13 protein-coding genes are annotated in these 17,103 nt (G+C 46.4%); 6 read left to right on the forward strand and 7 right to left on the reverse strand.

All coding sequences use genetic code 11. The features are described from left to right. The first annotated feature begins 605 nt into the window (after nt 1-605). A complete protein-coding gene (locus CLV25_RS11425; protein WP_131839785.1) occupies nt 606-3,005 on the forward strand; it encodes a TonB-dependent receptor in 2,400 nt (799 codons plus the stop codon). Nucleotides 3,006-3,829: 824 nt separating this feature from the next. Here the strand turns inward: CLV25_RS11425 and CLV25_RS11435 are convergent. Both CLV25_RS11435 and CLV25_RS11440 read right to left on the reverse strand, forming a co-directional pair. Then, entirely contained in the window at nt 3,830-4,321 is a 492-nt protein-coding gene (locus CLV25_RS11435) for a PIN domain-containing protein (RefSeq protein WP_131839787.1), read from the reverse strand. Then, a complete protein-coding gene (locus tag CLV25_RS11440) occupies nt 4,318-4,572 on the reverse strand; it encodes a hypothetical protein (RefSeq protein ID WP_131839788.1) in 255 nt (84 codons plus the stop codon). Before CLV25_RS11440 ends, CLV25_RS11435 begins: the two co-directional genes overlap by 4 nt. Before the next feature lie 1,023 nt (nt 4,573-5,595). On the opposite strand from CLV25_RS11440, the gene CLV25_RS11445 reads away from it, so the two are divergent. Both CLV25_RS11445 and CLV25_RS11450 read left to right on the forward strand, forming a co-directional pair. After that, nucleotides 5,596-5,964: a hypothetical protein gene (locus tag CLV25_RS11445; RefSeq protein ID WP_131839789.1), complete on the forward strand. Its 369-nt coding sequence runs from the start codon at nt 5,596-5,598 to the stop codon at nt 5,962-5,964. Between the two features lie 838 nt (nt 5,965-6,802). Then, on the forward strand, nt 6,803-7,696 hold the full coding sequence (locus CLV25_RS11450) for an alpha/beta hydrolase (RefSeq protein ID WP_131839790.1): 894 nt from the start codon (nt 6,803-6,805) through the stop codon (nt 7,694-7,696). 684 nt (nt 7,697-8,380) lie between these two features. Here the strand turns inward: CLV25_RS11450 and CLV25_RS11455 are convergent. Next, nucleotides 8,381-9,766 (reverse strand): aldehyde dehydrogenase, encoded by a 1,386-nt coding sequence (locus CLV25_RS11455; RefSeq protein WP_131839791.1) that lies wholly within the window; start codon nt 9,764-9,766, stop codon nt 8,381-8,383. A gap of 262 nt (nt 9,767-10,028) precedes the next feature. Between CLV25_RS11455 and CLV25_RS11460 the strand changes: the two genes are divergently transcribed. Next, entirely contained in the window at nt 10,029-11,360 is a 1,332-nt protein-coding gene (locus tag CLV25_RS11460) for a YiiX/YebB-like N1pC/P60 family cysteine hydrolase (RefSeq protein ID WP_131839792.1), read from the forward strand. A gap of 4 nt (nt 11,361-11,364) precedes the next feature. On the opposite strand, the gene CLV25_RS11465 is transcribed toward CLV25_RS11460, so the two are convergent. Beyond that, nucleotides 11,365-12,066, reverse strand: coding sequence for a 16S rRNA (uracil(1498)-N(3))-methyltransferase (locus tag CLV25_RS11465; protein ID WP_131839793.1), 702 nt, complete (start codon nt 12,064-12,066; stop codon nt 11,365-11,367). 117 nt (nt 12,067-12,183) lie between these two features. Between CLV25_RS11465 and CLV25_RS11470 the strand changes: the two genes are divergently transcribed. Continuing rightward, complete coding sequence (locus CLV25_RS11470) at nt 12,184-12,795, forward strand: L-threonylcarbamoyladenylate synthase (protein WP_131839794.1); 612 nt, start codon at nt 12,184-12,186, stop codon at nt 12,793-12,795. Between the two features lie 67 nt (nt 12,796-12,862). Here CLV25_RS11470 and CLV25_RS11475 read toward each other — a convergent pair whose 3' ends face one another. Together CLV25_RS11475 and CLV25_RS11480 are read right to left on the reverse strand one after the other, a co-directional pair. Beyond that, a complete protein-coding gene (locus CLV25_RS11475) occupies nt 12,863-13,174 on the reverse strand; it encodes an RNA recognition motif domain-containing protein (protein ID WP_131839795.1) in 312 nt (103 codons plus the stop codon). 355 nt (nt 13,175-13,529) lie between these two features. Further along, a complete protein-coding gene (locus CLV25_RS11480) occupies nt 13,530-15,692 on the reverse strand; it encodes a B12-binding domain-containing radical SAM protein (RefSeq protein ID WP_131839796.1) in 2,163 nt (720 codons plus the stop codon). Nucleotides 15,693-15,837: 145 nt separating this feature from the next. On the opposite strand from CLV25_RS11480, the gene CLV25_RS11485 reads away from it, so the two are divergent. Further along, entirely contained in the window at nt 15,838-16,416 is a 579-nt protein-coding gene (locus tag CLV25_RS11485) for a YceI family protein (protein WP_131839797.1), read from the forward strand. Between the two features lie 212 nt (nt 16,417-16,628). Here CLV25_RS11485 and CLV25_RS11490 read toward each other — a convergent pair whose 3' ends face one another. Continuing rightward, nucleotides 16,629-17,102: an META domain-containing protein gene (locus CLV25_RS11490; protein WP_131839798.1), complete on the reverse strand. Its 474-nt coding sequence runs from the start codon at nt 17,100-17,102 to the stop codon at nt 16,629-16,631. Between the last annotated feature and the right edge of the window lies 1 nt (nt 17,103).

The raw sequence follows: 17,103 nt of genomic DNA on the forward strand, positions 1-17,103 counted from the left end.
TTTGGCAGGATTCCCTACGATATATTGGGCAATGCGCGGGTACAATTGTTTGGGGCAATCGGTGGGGCGCACGTAGGGGCGAAAAATTTTTCGCCCTTACATACGCCATTATATTCCCCACAACCCCCATCATCCACAATTTGTACAATGCAATGTACATGATTGGGCATGATTACATATTCGTGTAAAACAACATTTGGATAATGGTGCGGAATCACCATTTTGTGGGCGAAATATGTTTCGCCCCTACAATCCCAACCATCACAACCATCCACAAATTTGTACAATGCAATGTACATGATTGGGCATTATTACATATTCGTGTAAAACAACATTTGGATAATGGTGCGGAATCACCATTTTGTGGGCGAAATATGTTTCGCCCCTACAATCCCAACCATCACAACCATCCACAAATTTGTACAATGCAATGTACATGATTGGGCATTATTGCGTATTCGTGTAAAACAACATTTGGATAATGGTGCCGAATATCCATACGGTTTGGACGAAAAATTTTTCGCCCCTACGGCAAATCCTATGTAATCCCATTTTTTATAAAAACAAAACCATAGCTTTGCTGTTAAAGGACAAAATTTGAAACCATGAGATCATTACTAGCTGTTGCCTTTTTGCTGATTGGAGTAGCATCCTACGCCCAAAACAATGCAGCTTTAAGCGGCAGGATATATAGCTCGAAAAACGGAGCTCCCGTACCCTTCGCAACTATTGCCGTATGGGGAACACAGCAGGGTACAATCGCCAACGAAAATGGCGAATACGAAATTAAGGGATTAAAACCCGGATACGTACAGCTAAAGGTTAGCGCCGTTGGCTTCAAGCCTACAATCTCCGGCGAGGTACTTGCAACCAATGCCAAAAGAGCCATACTCGATGTTGAGATGGAGGAAACCTCTGTAAGCATCGAAGAGATAACCGTTAGGGCCAACAACTTCAGGAAGAGCATCGATAGCCCCGTAAGCCTATCGCGCATCGGCATCGAAGAGATTGAGAAAAACCCTGGTGGCAACCGCGACATTTCGAAGGTTATCCAGTCGTTTCCCGGAGTATCTTCGGCTGCGGCATTCCGCAACGACATTATCGTTAGGGGTGGCGGTCCAAGCGAGAATAAGTTTTACCTAGATGGCATCGAAGTTCCCACCATCAACCACTTCTCTACGCAAGGCGCCTCGGGCGGACCTGTTGGGGTGATAAACGTTGACTTTATCCGCGAGGTAAACTTTTACTCGGGCGCATTCCCGTCCTCCTCCAACGATGTGCTTAGCTCGATCCTCGACTTTAAAATGATCGATGGAAATAAGGATAAGCTAAAGTTTAGGGCAACCGTGGGTGCCTCCGATCTTGGACTAACGTTGGATGGTCCAATATCCGATAGAACTACGTTCATCGCCTCTGCTCGAAGGAGCTACCTCCAGCTGCTCTTTAAGACGCTAAAGCTCCCTTTCCTCCCTACCTACAACGATATCCAGCTTAAGGTAAAAACAAAGATCAACAGCAAGCAGGAGATTTCGTTTATCGGTCTTGGTGCCTACGATATCAGCAGGCTGAACAAGAGCATTAGCAATCCAGACGAAGAGCAGCGCTTTATCCTGAACTACCTGCCCGAAAACGACCAATGGAGCTACACGCTGGGCGTCGTTTACAAGCAGTACCGCGAGAAGAGCGTCAACACATGGGTGGTAAGCCGCTCCCACTTCTTCAATAAGGAGTACAAGTATCCCAGCAACGACGAGAGCCAGCCCAGAATCCTCGACTATTCATCAGCCGAAAAGCGGAACAGGCTGCGCTTCGAGCATTCCAACGAGGTATCGGGCTACAAAATGGGATATGGCGCAAACGTTGGCGTCGACGAGTACTCCAACTCCACGTTTCAGCTGGGATTTAAGAATGGCGCCCCCTCCACTACCGATTACAGCAGCAGCCTAAACCTCTTCAACTACGGGGTATTCTTCAACATCGCCAAAAGCTACCTGAACGAGAAGCTGTCGCTGGCATTAGGGGCTAGGCTCGATGGGAATAGCTACTCATCGTCGATGCAAAACCCCTTAAAGCAGGTCTCGCCCCGCTTTTCGCTAAGCTATGGCATTACAAAGGAGGTGTTCTTCAACTTCAACCTTGGCAGATACTACCAGGCTCCTCCGCTTACCTCTATGGGTTACGCCAGCGCCAATGGCGAGCTGGTAAACAAGCGGAATGGGCTTAAGTACATCCAATCGGACCATCTTGTTGCGGGATTCGAGTACCGCCCCAGCGAGAAGGATAAGCTTACCCTAGAGGGATTCTACAAGCTTTACGATAACTACCTCTTTTCGGTAACCGACTCCGTTGCCATTGCCAGCAAGGGTGGCGACTATGGCGTTTTTGGCAACGAGGAGCTGCGCTCTACCGCCAAAGGTTCGTCGTATGGCGTGGAGCTAATGTACCGCTCGAAAGACTTCTACGGGTTTAACCTCGTGGGTGCCTATACGCTCTTCTGGAGCCGCACCAAAAGCAGCGTCAACCGCAGTGGCGCTAACGGGTGGATTCCAACATCGTGGGACAATAGGAATATCGTTACCCTAACAGGGTCGCGTATGTTCGGCAAGAACTGGGAGGCTGGCGTTAAGTGGCGATACCTGGGCGGCAGCCCCTACACGCCCTACGATATAGACAAGTCGAGCATAAAGGAGGCCTACGATGCCGTTGGCGGCCTCTACTTCGACTACTCGCAGTTCAACCAGCTGCGCTTAGGCTCGTACCAGCAGCTCGACCTTCGCGTGGATAAAACCTACTACCTAAAGAAGTGGTCGATGAACTTCTACGTCGATATCCAGAATGTCTTAGCCTCGAAGCAGAAACGTGCCGATGTGTACCTACCCGAGCTCGACGCCAACGGTAAACCGATTGTTGTACCCGGCAACCCCGACAGGTACAAGCTCAAAAAGGTAGAGATGAAAGGCTCTGGAACTATTCTTCCGACAATTGGGGTAATACTTGACTTCTAATAGGGATAATCGACCTGCGATTATGGACAATACGCAGGCACGACTCTTCTTTTTGAATGATATGGTCGTTGATAAAGCAATCGTTGGGGGAATCGTCTGGGCGAATAATTATTTACCCATAACATCAAACGTTTTTAACGTCGGTATTTTGCCGCATCCATTTGGCAACGCCCATTTTAAAACCGCAAAATATCAACAAATCATGCGCACGTATGGGCAAAATATTTTTCGCCCATACCACGACCGTACGTATTGAACATTTGTCCATCCGTTGGGGCGCATGTTGGGATAATCGTACGAACATACATTGGAACGCACGTAGGGGCGAAACATTTTTCGCCCCTACAACGACCATAACCCAAAATTTGCACAATACCATACACATGGTTGGGCATAATTACGTGTTCGTGTAAAACAACATTGGGTAATGGTTCGGAATATCCATCTGTAAAGGCGAAAATTAATTCGCCCATACGTAGGGCAATACGTCCTGCATTGGTCAAAACCTTTTCTCCAGTTCACCGCAGCCATGTAAACGTACAAGCCTTAGCAAAGTAAGCCCCGTCTACCTTGCCAAGCAGCAAAAAATCAAAGCACAGCCGCAATTGTAGCTGTGCTTTGATTTTGTTTGTTTGCCGTTTATATGCGGTTAAAAACCGCTACTTATTTTCGACATAGTCACAGACTATGCCGAGCCTTGAGCTTCGATTATACTACGCTTAACTAGGGCTGTAAATTCACTCTCAAAGTGGTTGATGGAGTGTAATATGCTTCCCTTTCTATTACACCTGTTTGTTGAAAATAACGTATGTTGTACACAACTCTTATAACTCAATCCTTAAATGATTAAAGTTAATGACATCTAATGAAAGGCTGGATAAATAACCATATAGTGGAAAATCTATTGTTATTGCTACTGCCTTTTTTTCATAACACAAATTGAATACAGATGTATCAGAAAGACCAAATTTTAAAAATGATTCATGATATATAAGTTCTGAGGAACTTTTATATACTTCTATAGTATTATTAATCAGAGTTGAGATTCCCTTTAATCCAATTTTAGCACCTGAGTATTCATAATTTTCAAGTAGATTAGATGCTTCTGTAAGAATATTAGGAGTTGTTATTATATTAGAATTAGATATAATATTCATAAGCAATAAATAATCATTAACATCAAAAATATTCGTTCTTTTATTTTTTCTCACATGCTCATGCCCTAATGAACCAATAATTAATAGTATAAATATATTACAGTCAAGTACTATGTTTTTACCACTTAAATATTTTTTTACTCTTTCAAGGTTACTCATTTAATATCTCTAATTTTCATTGAACGAACCTCACCCGTTTCTGCTTCAATTTTGAATATTTTATATTTTCTACTTTTAGTTGGAATCAATTGAAACTGATTAACAGGCACATCATCGGACTCATAACTTAAAGTTATATACCAATATTTGTTGTCATCAGAAATTTCAATTTCTTCTAATACAGGTTTGCTTGTATCATAAAATGAATTCAAATAGTTCAATGCAATCTTTGTTACTTCGTTGATAGTCATCTTTTTGTTGCTTTAAGAAAATTAATTTTACGTTATTCAAATATATAAAAGATACAACAATGTGAACTATTATCTCATTATATATTTTACCGTTATGCTTACCTAATGCCTACGATTTAAAAATATTGAGGGCTAATGTAGAGATTATATCGTGCCGTTGTACTCTTTAACTTAATTATTTTAGCTGTGGCAGGCAATAATAATACGTAGGTAGCGCATCGTAGCTTTTCGCGTAAGGGTGTCGGCTTAACATCGCCGTTGGGTGGAGGATTACTTATCAGCCAAACAGGGTTCTGGCATCTAAAGAGCCTTTAACGGCACTCCAGCTGGTGCAACCCGAGCTCGGCTATCTCCTAACCGTCCATGATTATCTCCTACCCGTCCACGGATAACTCCTAACCATCGACGGTTAACTGTTTGCCATCGACGATTATCTCTTAGCCATCCATGATTAACTGTTCACCATCGACAATTATCTCTTAACCATCGACGGTTAACTGTTCACCATCGACGATTAACTCCTAACCATCGACGGTTAACTGTTTATCGTCGACGATTATCTCTTAGCCGTCCATGGTTAACTCCTAACCGTGCATGGTTTTCTCTTAGCCATCGACGGTTTTTGATTTAAGCAGGAGCTTACCTAGCGAGCAATACTTGGTAAGGTGACAGGTGCCGATGTAGTAGAGGTAGGTTCGTACGGATTGGCGGTGGCCTAATCCGTCATGTAGCTTGCAATGCGTCAAAAGCTATAGTTTGGCACACCTCTACCAACATCAAGTTTAACGCAAAGGCCATTGCAAGCACAACTACCTAGTAATGTACGTGCAGTATATTTCAAAATATTTTCACATTATTTGTTTATTTAAACATAATTACTACTTTTATAACAGTAATGAATCGCACATCAAGCGGCTAAGCCAACCAGCATTCAGCTTGCGTTACCTGCTTTAGCTGCCTTGTTGGCCGATTCACCACTTAATTAACCCTACTACTAATTAAAAAACGGGAAGGAGGTATTTTATGGCCAGAGTAAAAAGAACTTCAAATTCGCTCGACAACTTAAAGCAGCGTCTTGCAGGGATGACATCCATCGATCCAAAGATTGATTTGGGGAATGGAATCACCGCCGAAGAGGCTGAAAAGTTGGTAAAATCTTGCGATACGATGCTTCAGGAGTACAACACGCTGTTGTCGGATGCCGACGAGAAGCAGTACGAAATTGAGCAGCTCGAAAAGAAAATGGACACTTTCTGTGTTAGTATTCTTGCATCGGCTGCAGTTAAGTACGGCAAGGACAGCATCGAGTACGAGAAAGTTGGTGGGAAGCGTACGAGCGACATTAAGCGCAAGAGTAGCAAAAAGAAGGCGAATAGTGCTACTAAAGAGTAGCCAGATTTGAATCGTCTACTGTTTTGAATCATACGAAACGGGCAACTCCTTAGGGGCTGCTCGTTTTGGCGTTAACATAGGGTATAAAGTAAGAAGGAAAGCCCCAATGCGCGTGTATACCCATATAGCGTATAAACACCCCACGCCGAAGTCTGCAAGTTAAGCCACGACAGCCTTTCTTTGTGTCGTTTCTTTGGGCACAAAGAAATGAAAGGAAAAAGCATACAGAATCTATACAACCCCAAGGAATGGGGTTGAAAAAAGAAATGGAAGCAACAGCAACCCACCCCTACCTCCCGTTCAAACGGGAGGATAACTTGCTGCTATTAAGCAACAGTCAAGTTTATCTCAGCAAACCAACCTTAAATCATCATCCTCCACCCGTAAATACCGTGGCGAATCCACACCAAACAGGCACGAATTCTGTTTGAGTGAGGTCGCCTCCATAACATACTTCAATGCAGCAACAATATCAGGGTTACAACATAAATTGAAATGGAACATAAACCCGCAACCGAACGAGTTAATTCGTGCAGGATTTTTCTTTGTTTCGTTTCCGTTAGATTTACGGAACACCACCAGCGTACATTATTCTATAAAAAAAAGAGATAGGACAAATCGGAGGGGCAGATGAAACAATTCTAGCTTAGAATTGAAGGTATACGCATGCGGATAAATCCCTCACACGTACTGATAGGGTACCATTCAACAACAGCAGCACCGCTTCGCACTGCGAAAGCTGCTGTTTGTGCCGCATTGCCTGCTTTCCGCGTAGTAGCCAATATTAGCCCTCCAAATTCGCTAAATTTGGAGCAGCCTAACATCAACAAGAAATAGAATGAAGCAGCTACTAGCATCAGCGCTCCTCTGCATTTCGATGGCTGCGGGGGCGCAGCTACCCAAGGCATCGAGCGGAGAGATTAAGCGCATCGAGAAGTTCCCATCGAAGCATGTCGATGCCCGAAACATCGACGTTTGGCTACCTGCAGGCTACTCGCCAGCCAAGAAGTACGCCGTACTCTACATGCACGACGGCCAAATGCTCTACGACTCTACCACTACCTGGAACAAGCAGGAATGGATGGTCGACGAGGTGGCAACGAAGCTGACAAAGGAAGAAAAGATCCGCGACATAATTGTGGTGGGCATATGGAATAACAACACGCTCCGCCATGCAGAGTATTTCCCCGAAAAGGCGTTGAAGAACCTTGCTCCCGATCAGCGCAAGGAGCTGCTTCTCCTAATTAAAGAAGGCCCCAAAGCCGACAGCTACCTCCGATTTCTGGTTACCGAGCTAAAGCCCTACATCGACAAAACATTCGCAACGCTGCCCGATCAGCAGAACACCTTCATTGCCGGATCGAGCATGGGTGGACTCATATCGCTCTACGCCATATGCGAGTACCCTAAGGTGTTTGGAGGCGCAGCATGCCTATCTACCCACTGGATCGGCAAGTTTAACGACGACAACAACCCCATTCCTCCGGCCATCATAAAGTATATGCAGGCAAAGCTGCCATCGCCCAAAACCCATAAGCTGTACTTCGACTACGGTAACAAAACCCTAGACCAGTACTACAAGCCTTGGCAGCTAAAGGTGGATGCGCTGATGGAGCAGAAGGGCTTCACCTCGGAGTCGTGGATCACCAAGGAATTTGTAGGTGAAGACCACTCCGAAAGGGCATGGCAGCGCAGGCTACATATTCCCTTCGAGTTCCTTATGGCAAAGTAGAATATTCTCCCCCGAAATAGAGAACGAGCGCACCCGAATTGGATGCGCTCGTTGCTGTTTTATCCTTTTACGATTCACCTTTCCTTTGGGGCAAAGGTACCGGTCCATCGCCGTCAAGCTAGGCCGATGTTTAGAACCGTTTTTTTGAAGAAAAGAAGATAAATATCAAACACCAGCGCATGATTGAAACTGGTTATCCCCCATAGCCGTCAAACTAAGCCATTTTTACAAAGCCTAAATGCAGAATCATGGCTGATTATCCCCTCTTTGGAGGGGTAATGTCGTTAACTTAAGAAAAGTTGATCATTAAGTTAATGATATGGGGCAACATCCTTCACTTAGAGCGGGAGGTTTTTCACCTTAGAAAGACCGACTATAGTCTCCTCCTGTTTAACCTCTCCGAGGTAAATAGGCAGGGTAAGGATGGTATCTACAAATCGCAATGTCCTACGGACAAATTACGAATGGCGAAAATACCGCGTAGCGGTTATAGACTTGTAGCATCATTCCTACGCCACTCCATTTTTCTCCGTAGGAGATATACAATAAGCAATTGTATAGTAGATTGCCCCTTAAGCTAACGGCATTGCCTAGGAGGGAATAACGTACTGCTATTGAGCGTTTATCCTTTTAAATTCAGCCTTAGCTTAACTGCCATGCCTGCTAGCTAATCCCTACTTAGTCCTACCGCATAAACCACCTTGCCAGCTTCAGCTTAACCGAGGTGTAGGGCGGATAGAAGAACGAAGGGTTTACTAGTGTTGATGTGCTAAGGATGCTCTTGTGGTGCGAGAAGGCCTCGAAGCTGCGGCGGCCGTGGTAGCTGCCCATGCCGCTGGTCATTACCCCACCAAAGGGCAATTCTGGGCTAACCAGGTGCATCAGCGCATTGTTGATGGCGCCGCCGCCAAACTCCACCCGCTCCATAAAGAAGCGCTCCACCTTTTTGCTTTTGGTAAAGATATACAGCGCCAGCGGGTAGCGATTACGGCGGATGATGGCCAGCGCCTCATCGAGGCTATCGTAGGCAATGATGGGAAGGATGGGGCCGAAGATCTCCTCCTGCATAATGGGGGCATCGAGCGGGACATCCTCCATAAGGGTTGGCTCTATGTAGAGCGTATCGGGATTGCTGCGCCCACCGTGCGCTATGCGACCATCGGCTAGGTAGCCCAGCAGCGTATCGAAGCGGCGGCGGTTAATAATGCGGGTAAGATCCGCGCATCGTTCAGGATTGTCGCCGTAAAGTTCACTGATGCACCCTTTGGCCAGCCGCACCACCTCGTCCTTTACGCTGCGGTGCACCAGCAGGTAGTCGGGCGCCACGCACGTTTGCCCGGCGTTGAAGTACTTGGCCCACACCAGCCGCTTTACCGATACCTTAAGGTTGGCATCGGCATGCACGATGGCCGGACTCTTACCGCCCAGCTCCAGCGTTACGGGGGTGAGGTGCTTGGCGGCCATCCCCATCACCTGCCTGCCCACCTTGGGGCTACCCGTAAAGAAGATATGGTTAAAGGGATACCCCTCGATGAGCATTGGCCCCAGCTGCGCCCCCGATCCTTGGGTGACGCTAACGTAGCAGGAGTCGAAGGTTTCGTCCACCAGCTTAGCGACAACAGCAGCCGTATGTTCGGCCATATCGCTCGGCAGCAGCACGGCGCAGTTTCCAGCGGCAATGGCGCCGATAAGCGGAGCGATCAGCAGCTGAAAGGGGTAGTTCCAAGGCCCAATGATGAGCACCACACCGCGAGGCTCGGCCAATATACGCGAGCGCGAAGGCTGAAGCATCAGCGGCGTGCCTACCCGCTGGGGTTTCATCCAGCGCTTCAGGTGCCTGAGGGCATAGTTAATCTCCTCGTAAAGGATGCCCACCTCGCTGGAGAACGCCTCGTAGGCCGATTTGCCCATGTCGGTATACAGCGCAGCAAGAATCTCAGCCTCGTGCCGCTTAATGGCAGCTTTAAGCTTCGCGAGCTGCTCTACCCTAAAGGCGTAGCTGCGGGTGTTCCCTTCGTCAAAGAAAACTCGCTTAGCGCTATAGGCTTGTTCGATGTCCTTCTCCTGCATATCGGTAGTGTTTTTTAATGGCAACCAAAACCTGACAGGTTTTAAAAACCTGTCAGGTCTAATACTTAAGCATTGGATCACTTAATCTCCAATCAATCCAAGATCAACAAATATAGCAATCCCTCCTATGTTAAAATAGGAAAAGTACGAACCACAACACCATATATCCCAAAATTTTTCGTTATCCTAGCAACGCTTAGCCACCAATTGACGAGGGTAAATTCGAGTAGAGTTGTACTACTGATTAAACTGAAGCACGAACATGAAGCAATACATCTGCAACTTCATACATACTGCACTTGCAGCCTTTCTGCTCTTACCGGCAACCTCTTTGGCTCAAGATGAAGCTACCCCAGACAGTTCCTACTACTCCAAGATGCTGAGCGCTCCCATCGTTCGGATTTTTAGCGCAAAAAATGGGGCAAAGTGGATTATTGCAGGAAAAGATAGCAGCCTGCTTTACAAGATAAACCCCAAAGGCGATGTTTGCAACATGAAGGATTCCGCAAACATTCCCAGCAGCACACGGTTCAGCGACGTTCTCATCATCAAAAACAACCTTACTCTGGTAGGCACCAAGGGCAGCTACGTTTACCGCTTCAGCAAGAAAAGCTGTAGCTGGATAAACAGCAGCTACGGCCTTACCGACAGCACCATAGATCACTTCGAGTGGGATAAGCGCCAAAAGCTCCTTTACGTAAAAACGGCGCAATCACGTTTTCTAGTAAAGCACCACAACAAGCTTATCAACATCCGATTCTCCCAAATAAAGGATACGCTCACAACCTTTGACGAGATTCGCCATTTCCTGAAGCAGAACTTCAGGTGGAGCATACAAAAGGGCATTTGCGAGGTGGCCGCCGACATCGACTTTAGCTTCCGTCCCGAGAAGTTCATCAGCAAAGACGAACTCCAGCAGATTAAGGATTCACTTCGTCCTGGCGACATCATCATTAAGAGGAACGACGAGCAGCTCTCCAATGTGGGAATTCCCGGCTTTTGGACCCATTCGGGGATATACTTAGGCTCGCTAGAGCAGCTCGACAGCTGCTTTAAAGGCACTGCCATACTTAAAGGGCAGAGCCCATCAGCATACATTCAGGAGAATTACCCCGAGGCATACGAAAAGTTGGAGGGGAAGAAAGGATTAATTATTGAAGCCATAGGAAAGGGGGTAGTCATAAACCCGGTTGAGCATATTGCAAAGGTTGACTACCTAGCAGCTCTCCGAACAACCCTCTCTAGCGAAGATATCTTTAAGTCGCTACTTACGGCATTCGAGTATCTCGGAACGCCCTACGACTACCTCTTCGACTTCAGCAACGATAACAAGCTCGTGTGCAGCGAACTCGTTTTCCTATCGTTTAGCGCATCGCCAAACAAGCAGGGGGTTAAGTTTATGATGGGAGATCTAAATGGTGAAACGTTTCTTTCGCCCAACGATATGGCCAAGCAGTATAGCATGGAATGGAAACAGCCCTCGCCACAGCTAAAGCTGGTATTCTTTTACGATGCCGAACGGCGCCAACGCAAATCGGTACGCCGCAACGAGGCGGTTTTCGCTAAATCGTGGAAGCGGAAGAGCCTGTACTAGCACCCTACTGGTTAACAAAGCAAACGGTACTACAAGCAACAACTCCTGCAGTCTCGGTTCGCAAACGGCTTTCGCCAAGCGATATCTCAATAAAACCTTGCTGCTTAGCCAAAGCAACCTCCTCTACGCTAAAGTCACCTTCGGGACCTATGAGGATAAGAGCATTATCGCCAGGAGCAACAGCATGCTTTAGCAGCACCTTTTCGCCATCATTGCAGTGAGCGATGAACTTCTTCCCTTCAAAAGGACGATTAACCAGCTCTTTAAAGGATGTCATCTCATTAACCTTTGGATGATAGGCTTTTACCGACTGCTTAACAGCTGCGGTAACCACCTTTTCAGATCGCTCCTGCTTAACGGTTCTTCTCTCGGAGTGGAAAGATTCCAACGGGGTAATTTCATCAATACCGATTTCTGTGACCTTTTCGAGGAACCACTCGTAACGGTCTATCAGCTTAGTAGGCCCAATGGCAATATGAAGGTAGTACGGACGTTTCCCGTAGCATTCCTGTTTCTCCACCACCTCTACCCTACACCGTTTGGGGTTGGCATCAACAATCTGAGCAATGTACATACCCCCATCTCCATCAACAAGGTTTATTCGTTTACCGATTTCCATACGCAGCACGCGCACGCAATGCTTCGACTCTTCCTCATTTAAGGTATACGAATTTCCTGTAATATCCGGTGTATAGAAGATGTTCATGCCTTTCCGTTTTGCTGCGAAGATAGCAAAAATAGCCCGAGCAGCGGTTTCATGAAAAATATATGAACAATCTGACAACAAATTCGCTTTCTTTACATAACCATTCAAGAAAACGGCATGTTAGTCAAAATTTACCCTGAAAATCCAAACGAGCGCCAAATTAATGAGGTGGTAAGAGTGCTCGAGAACGATGGAGTTATCATTTACCCCACCGATTCTGTTTATGCGCTTGGTTGCAGCCTAAAAAGTAAAAAAGGGCTCGAACGCATCCTTAAAATAAAAGGGCTCAAGCAAAAGGATGTTGATTTTTCTATAATATGTACTGATTTAAGCAATCTATCCCAGTTCGCAAGAGTCGACAACACCACCTTTAAGCTGATGAAGAAAAACCTACCTGGACCTTTTACCTTCATCCTGCCGGCATCCAACCGAATACCAGATACCTTTTTGGACAGGAAAAAGACCATTGGCATCCGCATCCCCGATAACCCTATTCCGATAGCCATAACCGCAGCCCTAGGACAACCTCTTATCACCACATCCATTAAGGACGACGACGAAATTATAGAGTACACTACCGATCCGGAACTAATCCACGAACGCTTTGAGCATCTTGTAGACTTAACTATTGATGGTGGATACGGTGGGAACGTTGCTACAACGGTTGTTGACTGCACAGGCGCCGAAACTGAAATTGTGAGGGAAGGGAAAGGAGAACTTACTGAGTAAGCAAATGGTATAAATACAAAAAAAGGTCGTTCAAATTGAACGACCTTTTCTTTATTGTAAGAGTTGATTAGTAGCGATTTCTTGGGCCACGGTTTCCACCGCCTCTGTTGCCACCAAAAGAGCCTCTTGGCTTATCTTCTCTTGGCTTTGCTTCAGATACAGAAATTGTTCTTCCATCGTACTCAACTTGGTTGAGTTCCTCGATAGCACGATTAGCCTCCTCATCAGAAGCCATCTCTACGAAACCAAATCCTCTTGAGCGGCCGGTTACCTTGTCCGTAATTACTTTTGCAGAGCTAACTTGTCCGTACTCTTCAAAAAGTTGTGCTAGGTCATCATCATTGACTCTAAAACTCAAGTTCGAAATAAAAATGTTCATTTGTCTAAAAAAATTAAAGCTTTTTTCCTTTGTTTTCGGTGAGTCTTTTAGAGGAGTCGACGATGACTTTTCTGAAATTTGATCTAGCTATTAGAATAACTTTCAAAAATTATAATCTGACAAACTAACTAGAAACTCAGACGGCAACAAATTCAAAGACAAATATCGTTTCTTTTTCCAAATAATCAAGAGCACCCCTCATTTTTTTATAAAAAAAACACAATATTTCTTAAAACTAATGCATTTTTCCTGTTTCGCATGCAGTTTTTTAAGTTTTTCCATGGGCTGTTTTACTTTTTGTAGCCAAGCATGCTACAATTCATCCACCTCAAGGTTCCTTAAAAAAGTCTTTCGTTTACACTATAGCCAGCCCGTTTTTCCTCAGCGACTTCCATACTTTAGATGCAGATATAGCCTCTACACCACTATCTAAATGAGCCTTGGCTAACGCCTTCACCTCCTCGACTCCTATAAAGTATCCTTTTTCTTCTAGCAAAAGGAAGAAGTCTTCCCAGAATCCGATCTCCTCAAGACGAAATATCACCTCAACCACTTTGCTTTGGTTGAAAATATGCAGCTTTGGACGACGACTATCGGTTAGCAAGAGTTGGTAGCCATCGGCAAGCCATACCAAGGTTCCGCTATCGGGAAAATGCTCGTTCTTAACGGTTACCAAGCATCCGGCAACTAGCGTTGGGGGAACTTTCGTTTGTGGGACTTTACCGTCGAACCAAGTAACCACATTCTTCTCGAAACCTATACTATGCATATAGTTGTAGGTTGCCTTTCGTAACCCTTCGCCTAGCATTTCGAGGTCGGTATCTGCGTTGTCTGTAAAGAATATTTCGTTATTGGCAAACGGATTTTTCTTGTTCGATAGGAACTTTGCCCCATACTTTTCGGGATTGCAGCCGGCAGGACTATGAACGGTCATGGCAAAACGATGCCAAAAGGCTGATTGGATAAGCTTCTGCTCGAAGAGTTGACGTACCACCTCTAGTGAGTCTATGGTTTCCTGTGTGGTTTCTGAAGGGAAACCGTACATCAGGTAGGCATGCACCAGTATGCCCGCCGACGAAAAGGCGCTGGTAACCTTTGCCGTTTGCTTAATGTCCACACCCTTACTCATTAGGGCAAGCAGCCGATCGGAGGCCACCTCGAGCCCCCCCGATACGGCAATACATCCAGCTCGAGCCATTAAAAGACAAAGATCGCGGGTAAAGCTGCGCTCGAACCGTACATTTGCCCACCAGCTTACGGTTAACCCTCGGCGAATAATCTCGAGCGATATTTTTTTAAGCAGCGCAGGGGGAGCCGCCTCATCAACAAAGTGGAAGCCCGATTGCCCGATTTGCCCCATTACGTTCTCCATCATATCCACAATGGCCATGGCATCGTAGGGCTCAAAGCGCTTAATGTAATCGAGCGTTACATCGCAAAAGGCGCACTTGGCCCAATAGCAGCCATGTGCAAGAATAAGCTTATTCCAGCGGCCATCGCTCCATAACTTTAGCATTGGATTGGCCGTTTCTACCATATCGAGATACTTTCCAATAGGCAGCTGGCTGTACAGCGGTGCCGGGCGCTCGCCTCCCGGCACATCTAGGAGCGCGTTGCTTACGTTAACAATGGCACCATCTTTTAAAAAGGACGTTCGCACCAACGAATCCTCGCCTCGGTTACCCTCTAGGTACTCCAACAGACGGAGAATAGAAATTTCTCCATCGTCGTAAAGGAGGTAGTCGATATACTCGAAAAGACGCGGATCAGCGAGGTCGCGCAGCTCGGTGCTCACGTACCCTCCTCCCATCAGCACCTTTACGTTGGAATAGTTCTGCTTCAGCCATTTTGCACAGGCAAGCGCAGCATAAAGATTTCCGGGGAAAGGAATGGTAAAACCAACCACATCGGGTTTTACCTCGTTAAAATAGTCCGAAAATGTGTCCACAATTAGCCTATCGATAAGGTTGGGCACACCATCGACCATTGCCTTTAGGCTATCGAAGGTGGGCAGCGCTATGCAGAGCGACTCGGCATAGCGAATAAGCTCGAAGTGGGGCGATACGTTGCGGCGAATGAAATCGCTAATATCCTCGATGTAGAGCGTTGCCAGGTGCTTAGCCCTATCCACAACTCCCAAATCTCCAAACAGGAATTCGAGATCGGCGATATGCCTAAAGCGATCGCCCTCGGGAAGGAATCCGCGCTTGCCAATTCGGTTGGCCAACGTAAGGTCGTTGCTACGAAGGAACCGAACCACCGGTTCGATGGTTGAAACGTATCGACTGCGAAGGGCCAGAATCTTTGCATCCGTATGGCTGGTTACGCTAGCCTCATCAACCGATTCGAAAATGGTTGTAAGCATATCTGCCGTAAAAAGCCGATCGATAAGCTCGATGCCCAGATCCTGCTGAAAGACATCAACTCCTTGTTTTGACAGGTAGCCCGCCAAGTAGGGCGTGGCTGGGTATGGCGTGTTTAGCTGGGTTAGCGGTGGGGTAACGAGTAGGATGCGCATTGCAGATGATCTCTTCGGTAAATAAAGCCCAAATATACTAGAAAAAGGGCGAACAGAGCATCAGGTAGAAACAGCAGACTACATGCCGATTTACGCCACTAAACAAATGAACCCTACCGCTGTTTAGGTAGAAAAACAAATGAAAATGAAAAAAATACTAGCAGCGCTTTTACTGGTTGCCTCAGCATCGGCATTTGGGCAGCAGAAATGGACGGTAGACCCATCGCACTCGGGGGTAAGGTTTACGGTTATGCACATAATGGTATCGGAGGTTGAAGGCCGCTTCACCAAGTTTAACGGTACCATCGACGCCCCATGGCCCAATTTCGTCAATGCCAAAATCAGCTTCACCGTCGATGTGAACAGCATCAACACCGACGACGACATCCGCAATGAACACCTTAAATCCGACGATTTCTTTAATGCAGGAAAGTACCCCAACATGACCTTTACCAGCACTTCGTTTAGAAAGGTAAAGGACAACAAGTACGCGCTAGAGGGCAACCTAACGATTAGGGACGTTACCAAAAAGGTAAAGTTCGACGTTACCTACCTAGGTAAGGCAAAATCGCAGCGCGGAACCGTTGCCGGGTTTAAAGCAACCGCAATTATCGACCGCCTGGCATACGGGCTAAAATGGAATGCACTTGCCGATGCAGGGGGGTCTATAGTCGGAAAGGATGTAACCATCAGCCTTAACCTCGAATTCGTCGAGACAAAGTGATCCTCCTGCACAAAGGGAGCTCGTTTACTCTTCTTTTAGACTCAACGCTACTGGGCCATTTCTCCCTTTGGAGGATGGCCCAAGCTATTTTTAAACGAAGCTGTAGACCTACGGAATGGGCCAAGTTTCATTTTTTTGATGGATTTGTTGACCGACAAATGGAGGTAAAACCATTATAGTCCCCACTCATCGCCAAGACCCGTAGCAAAATTCTACTCCGCCTCCTTCGTAGCCCTAAAGGTTATGGTTCCCTTGTCCGACGTTAGGATCAGCGTCGATTCATCAACCGTAATTGTTTGCGGGCTAGCAAGCAGGCTATGGTAAAGGTTCTCGATATCGCCGATTACCCCCATGCAGAGCATCTTGGTTGCCCCTACCTTATCGAATGCCACCACATTGCCATTTATAGAGAATACACCGAAGTAGCTGTTGCAGCATCGGCCATGAATGCGGGATGTTTTTTGATCGAAGACCAGCGTGGCGGGCTCTTCGGCAGGAACAACCAGCGTTTTATCGCCGCTCTCAATTTTAACCATGCTCCACGTCTTGGAGTAGAGCAACGTATCGCTAAAACCGTTAGCAACCACCGCAGCGGACGACTTAGAGGCTTCTGAAGAGGAAACCTTGGCGGAGGTACATCCGCCCACAGCTGCAACCACAGCCAAAAGTAAAACTGAAATTCTCATA

The sequence above is a fragment of the Acetobacteroides hydrogenigenes genome, assembly GCF_004340205.1.
In the GTDB taxonomy this organism is placed as follows: Bacteria; Bacteroidota; Bacteroidia; order Bacteroidales; family ZOR0009; genus Acetobacteroides; species Acetobacteroides hydrogenigenes.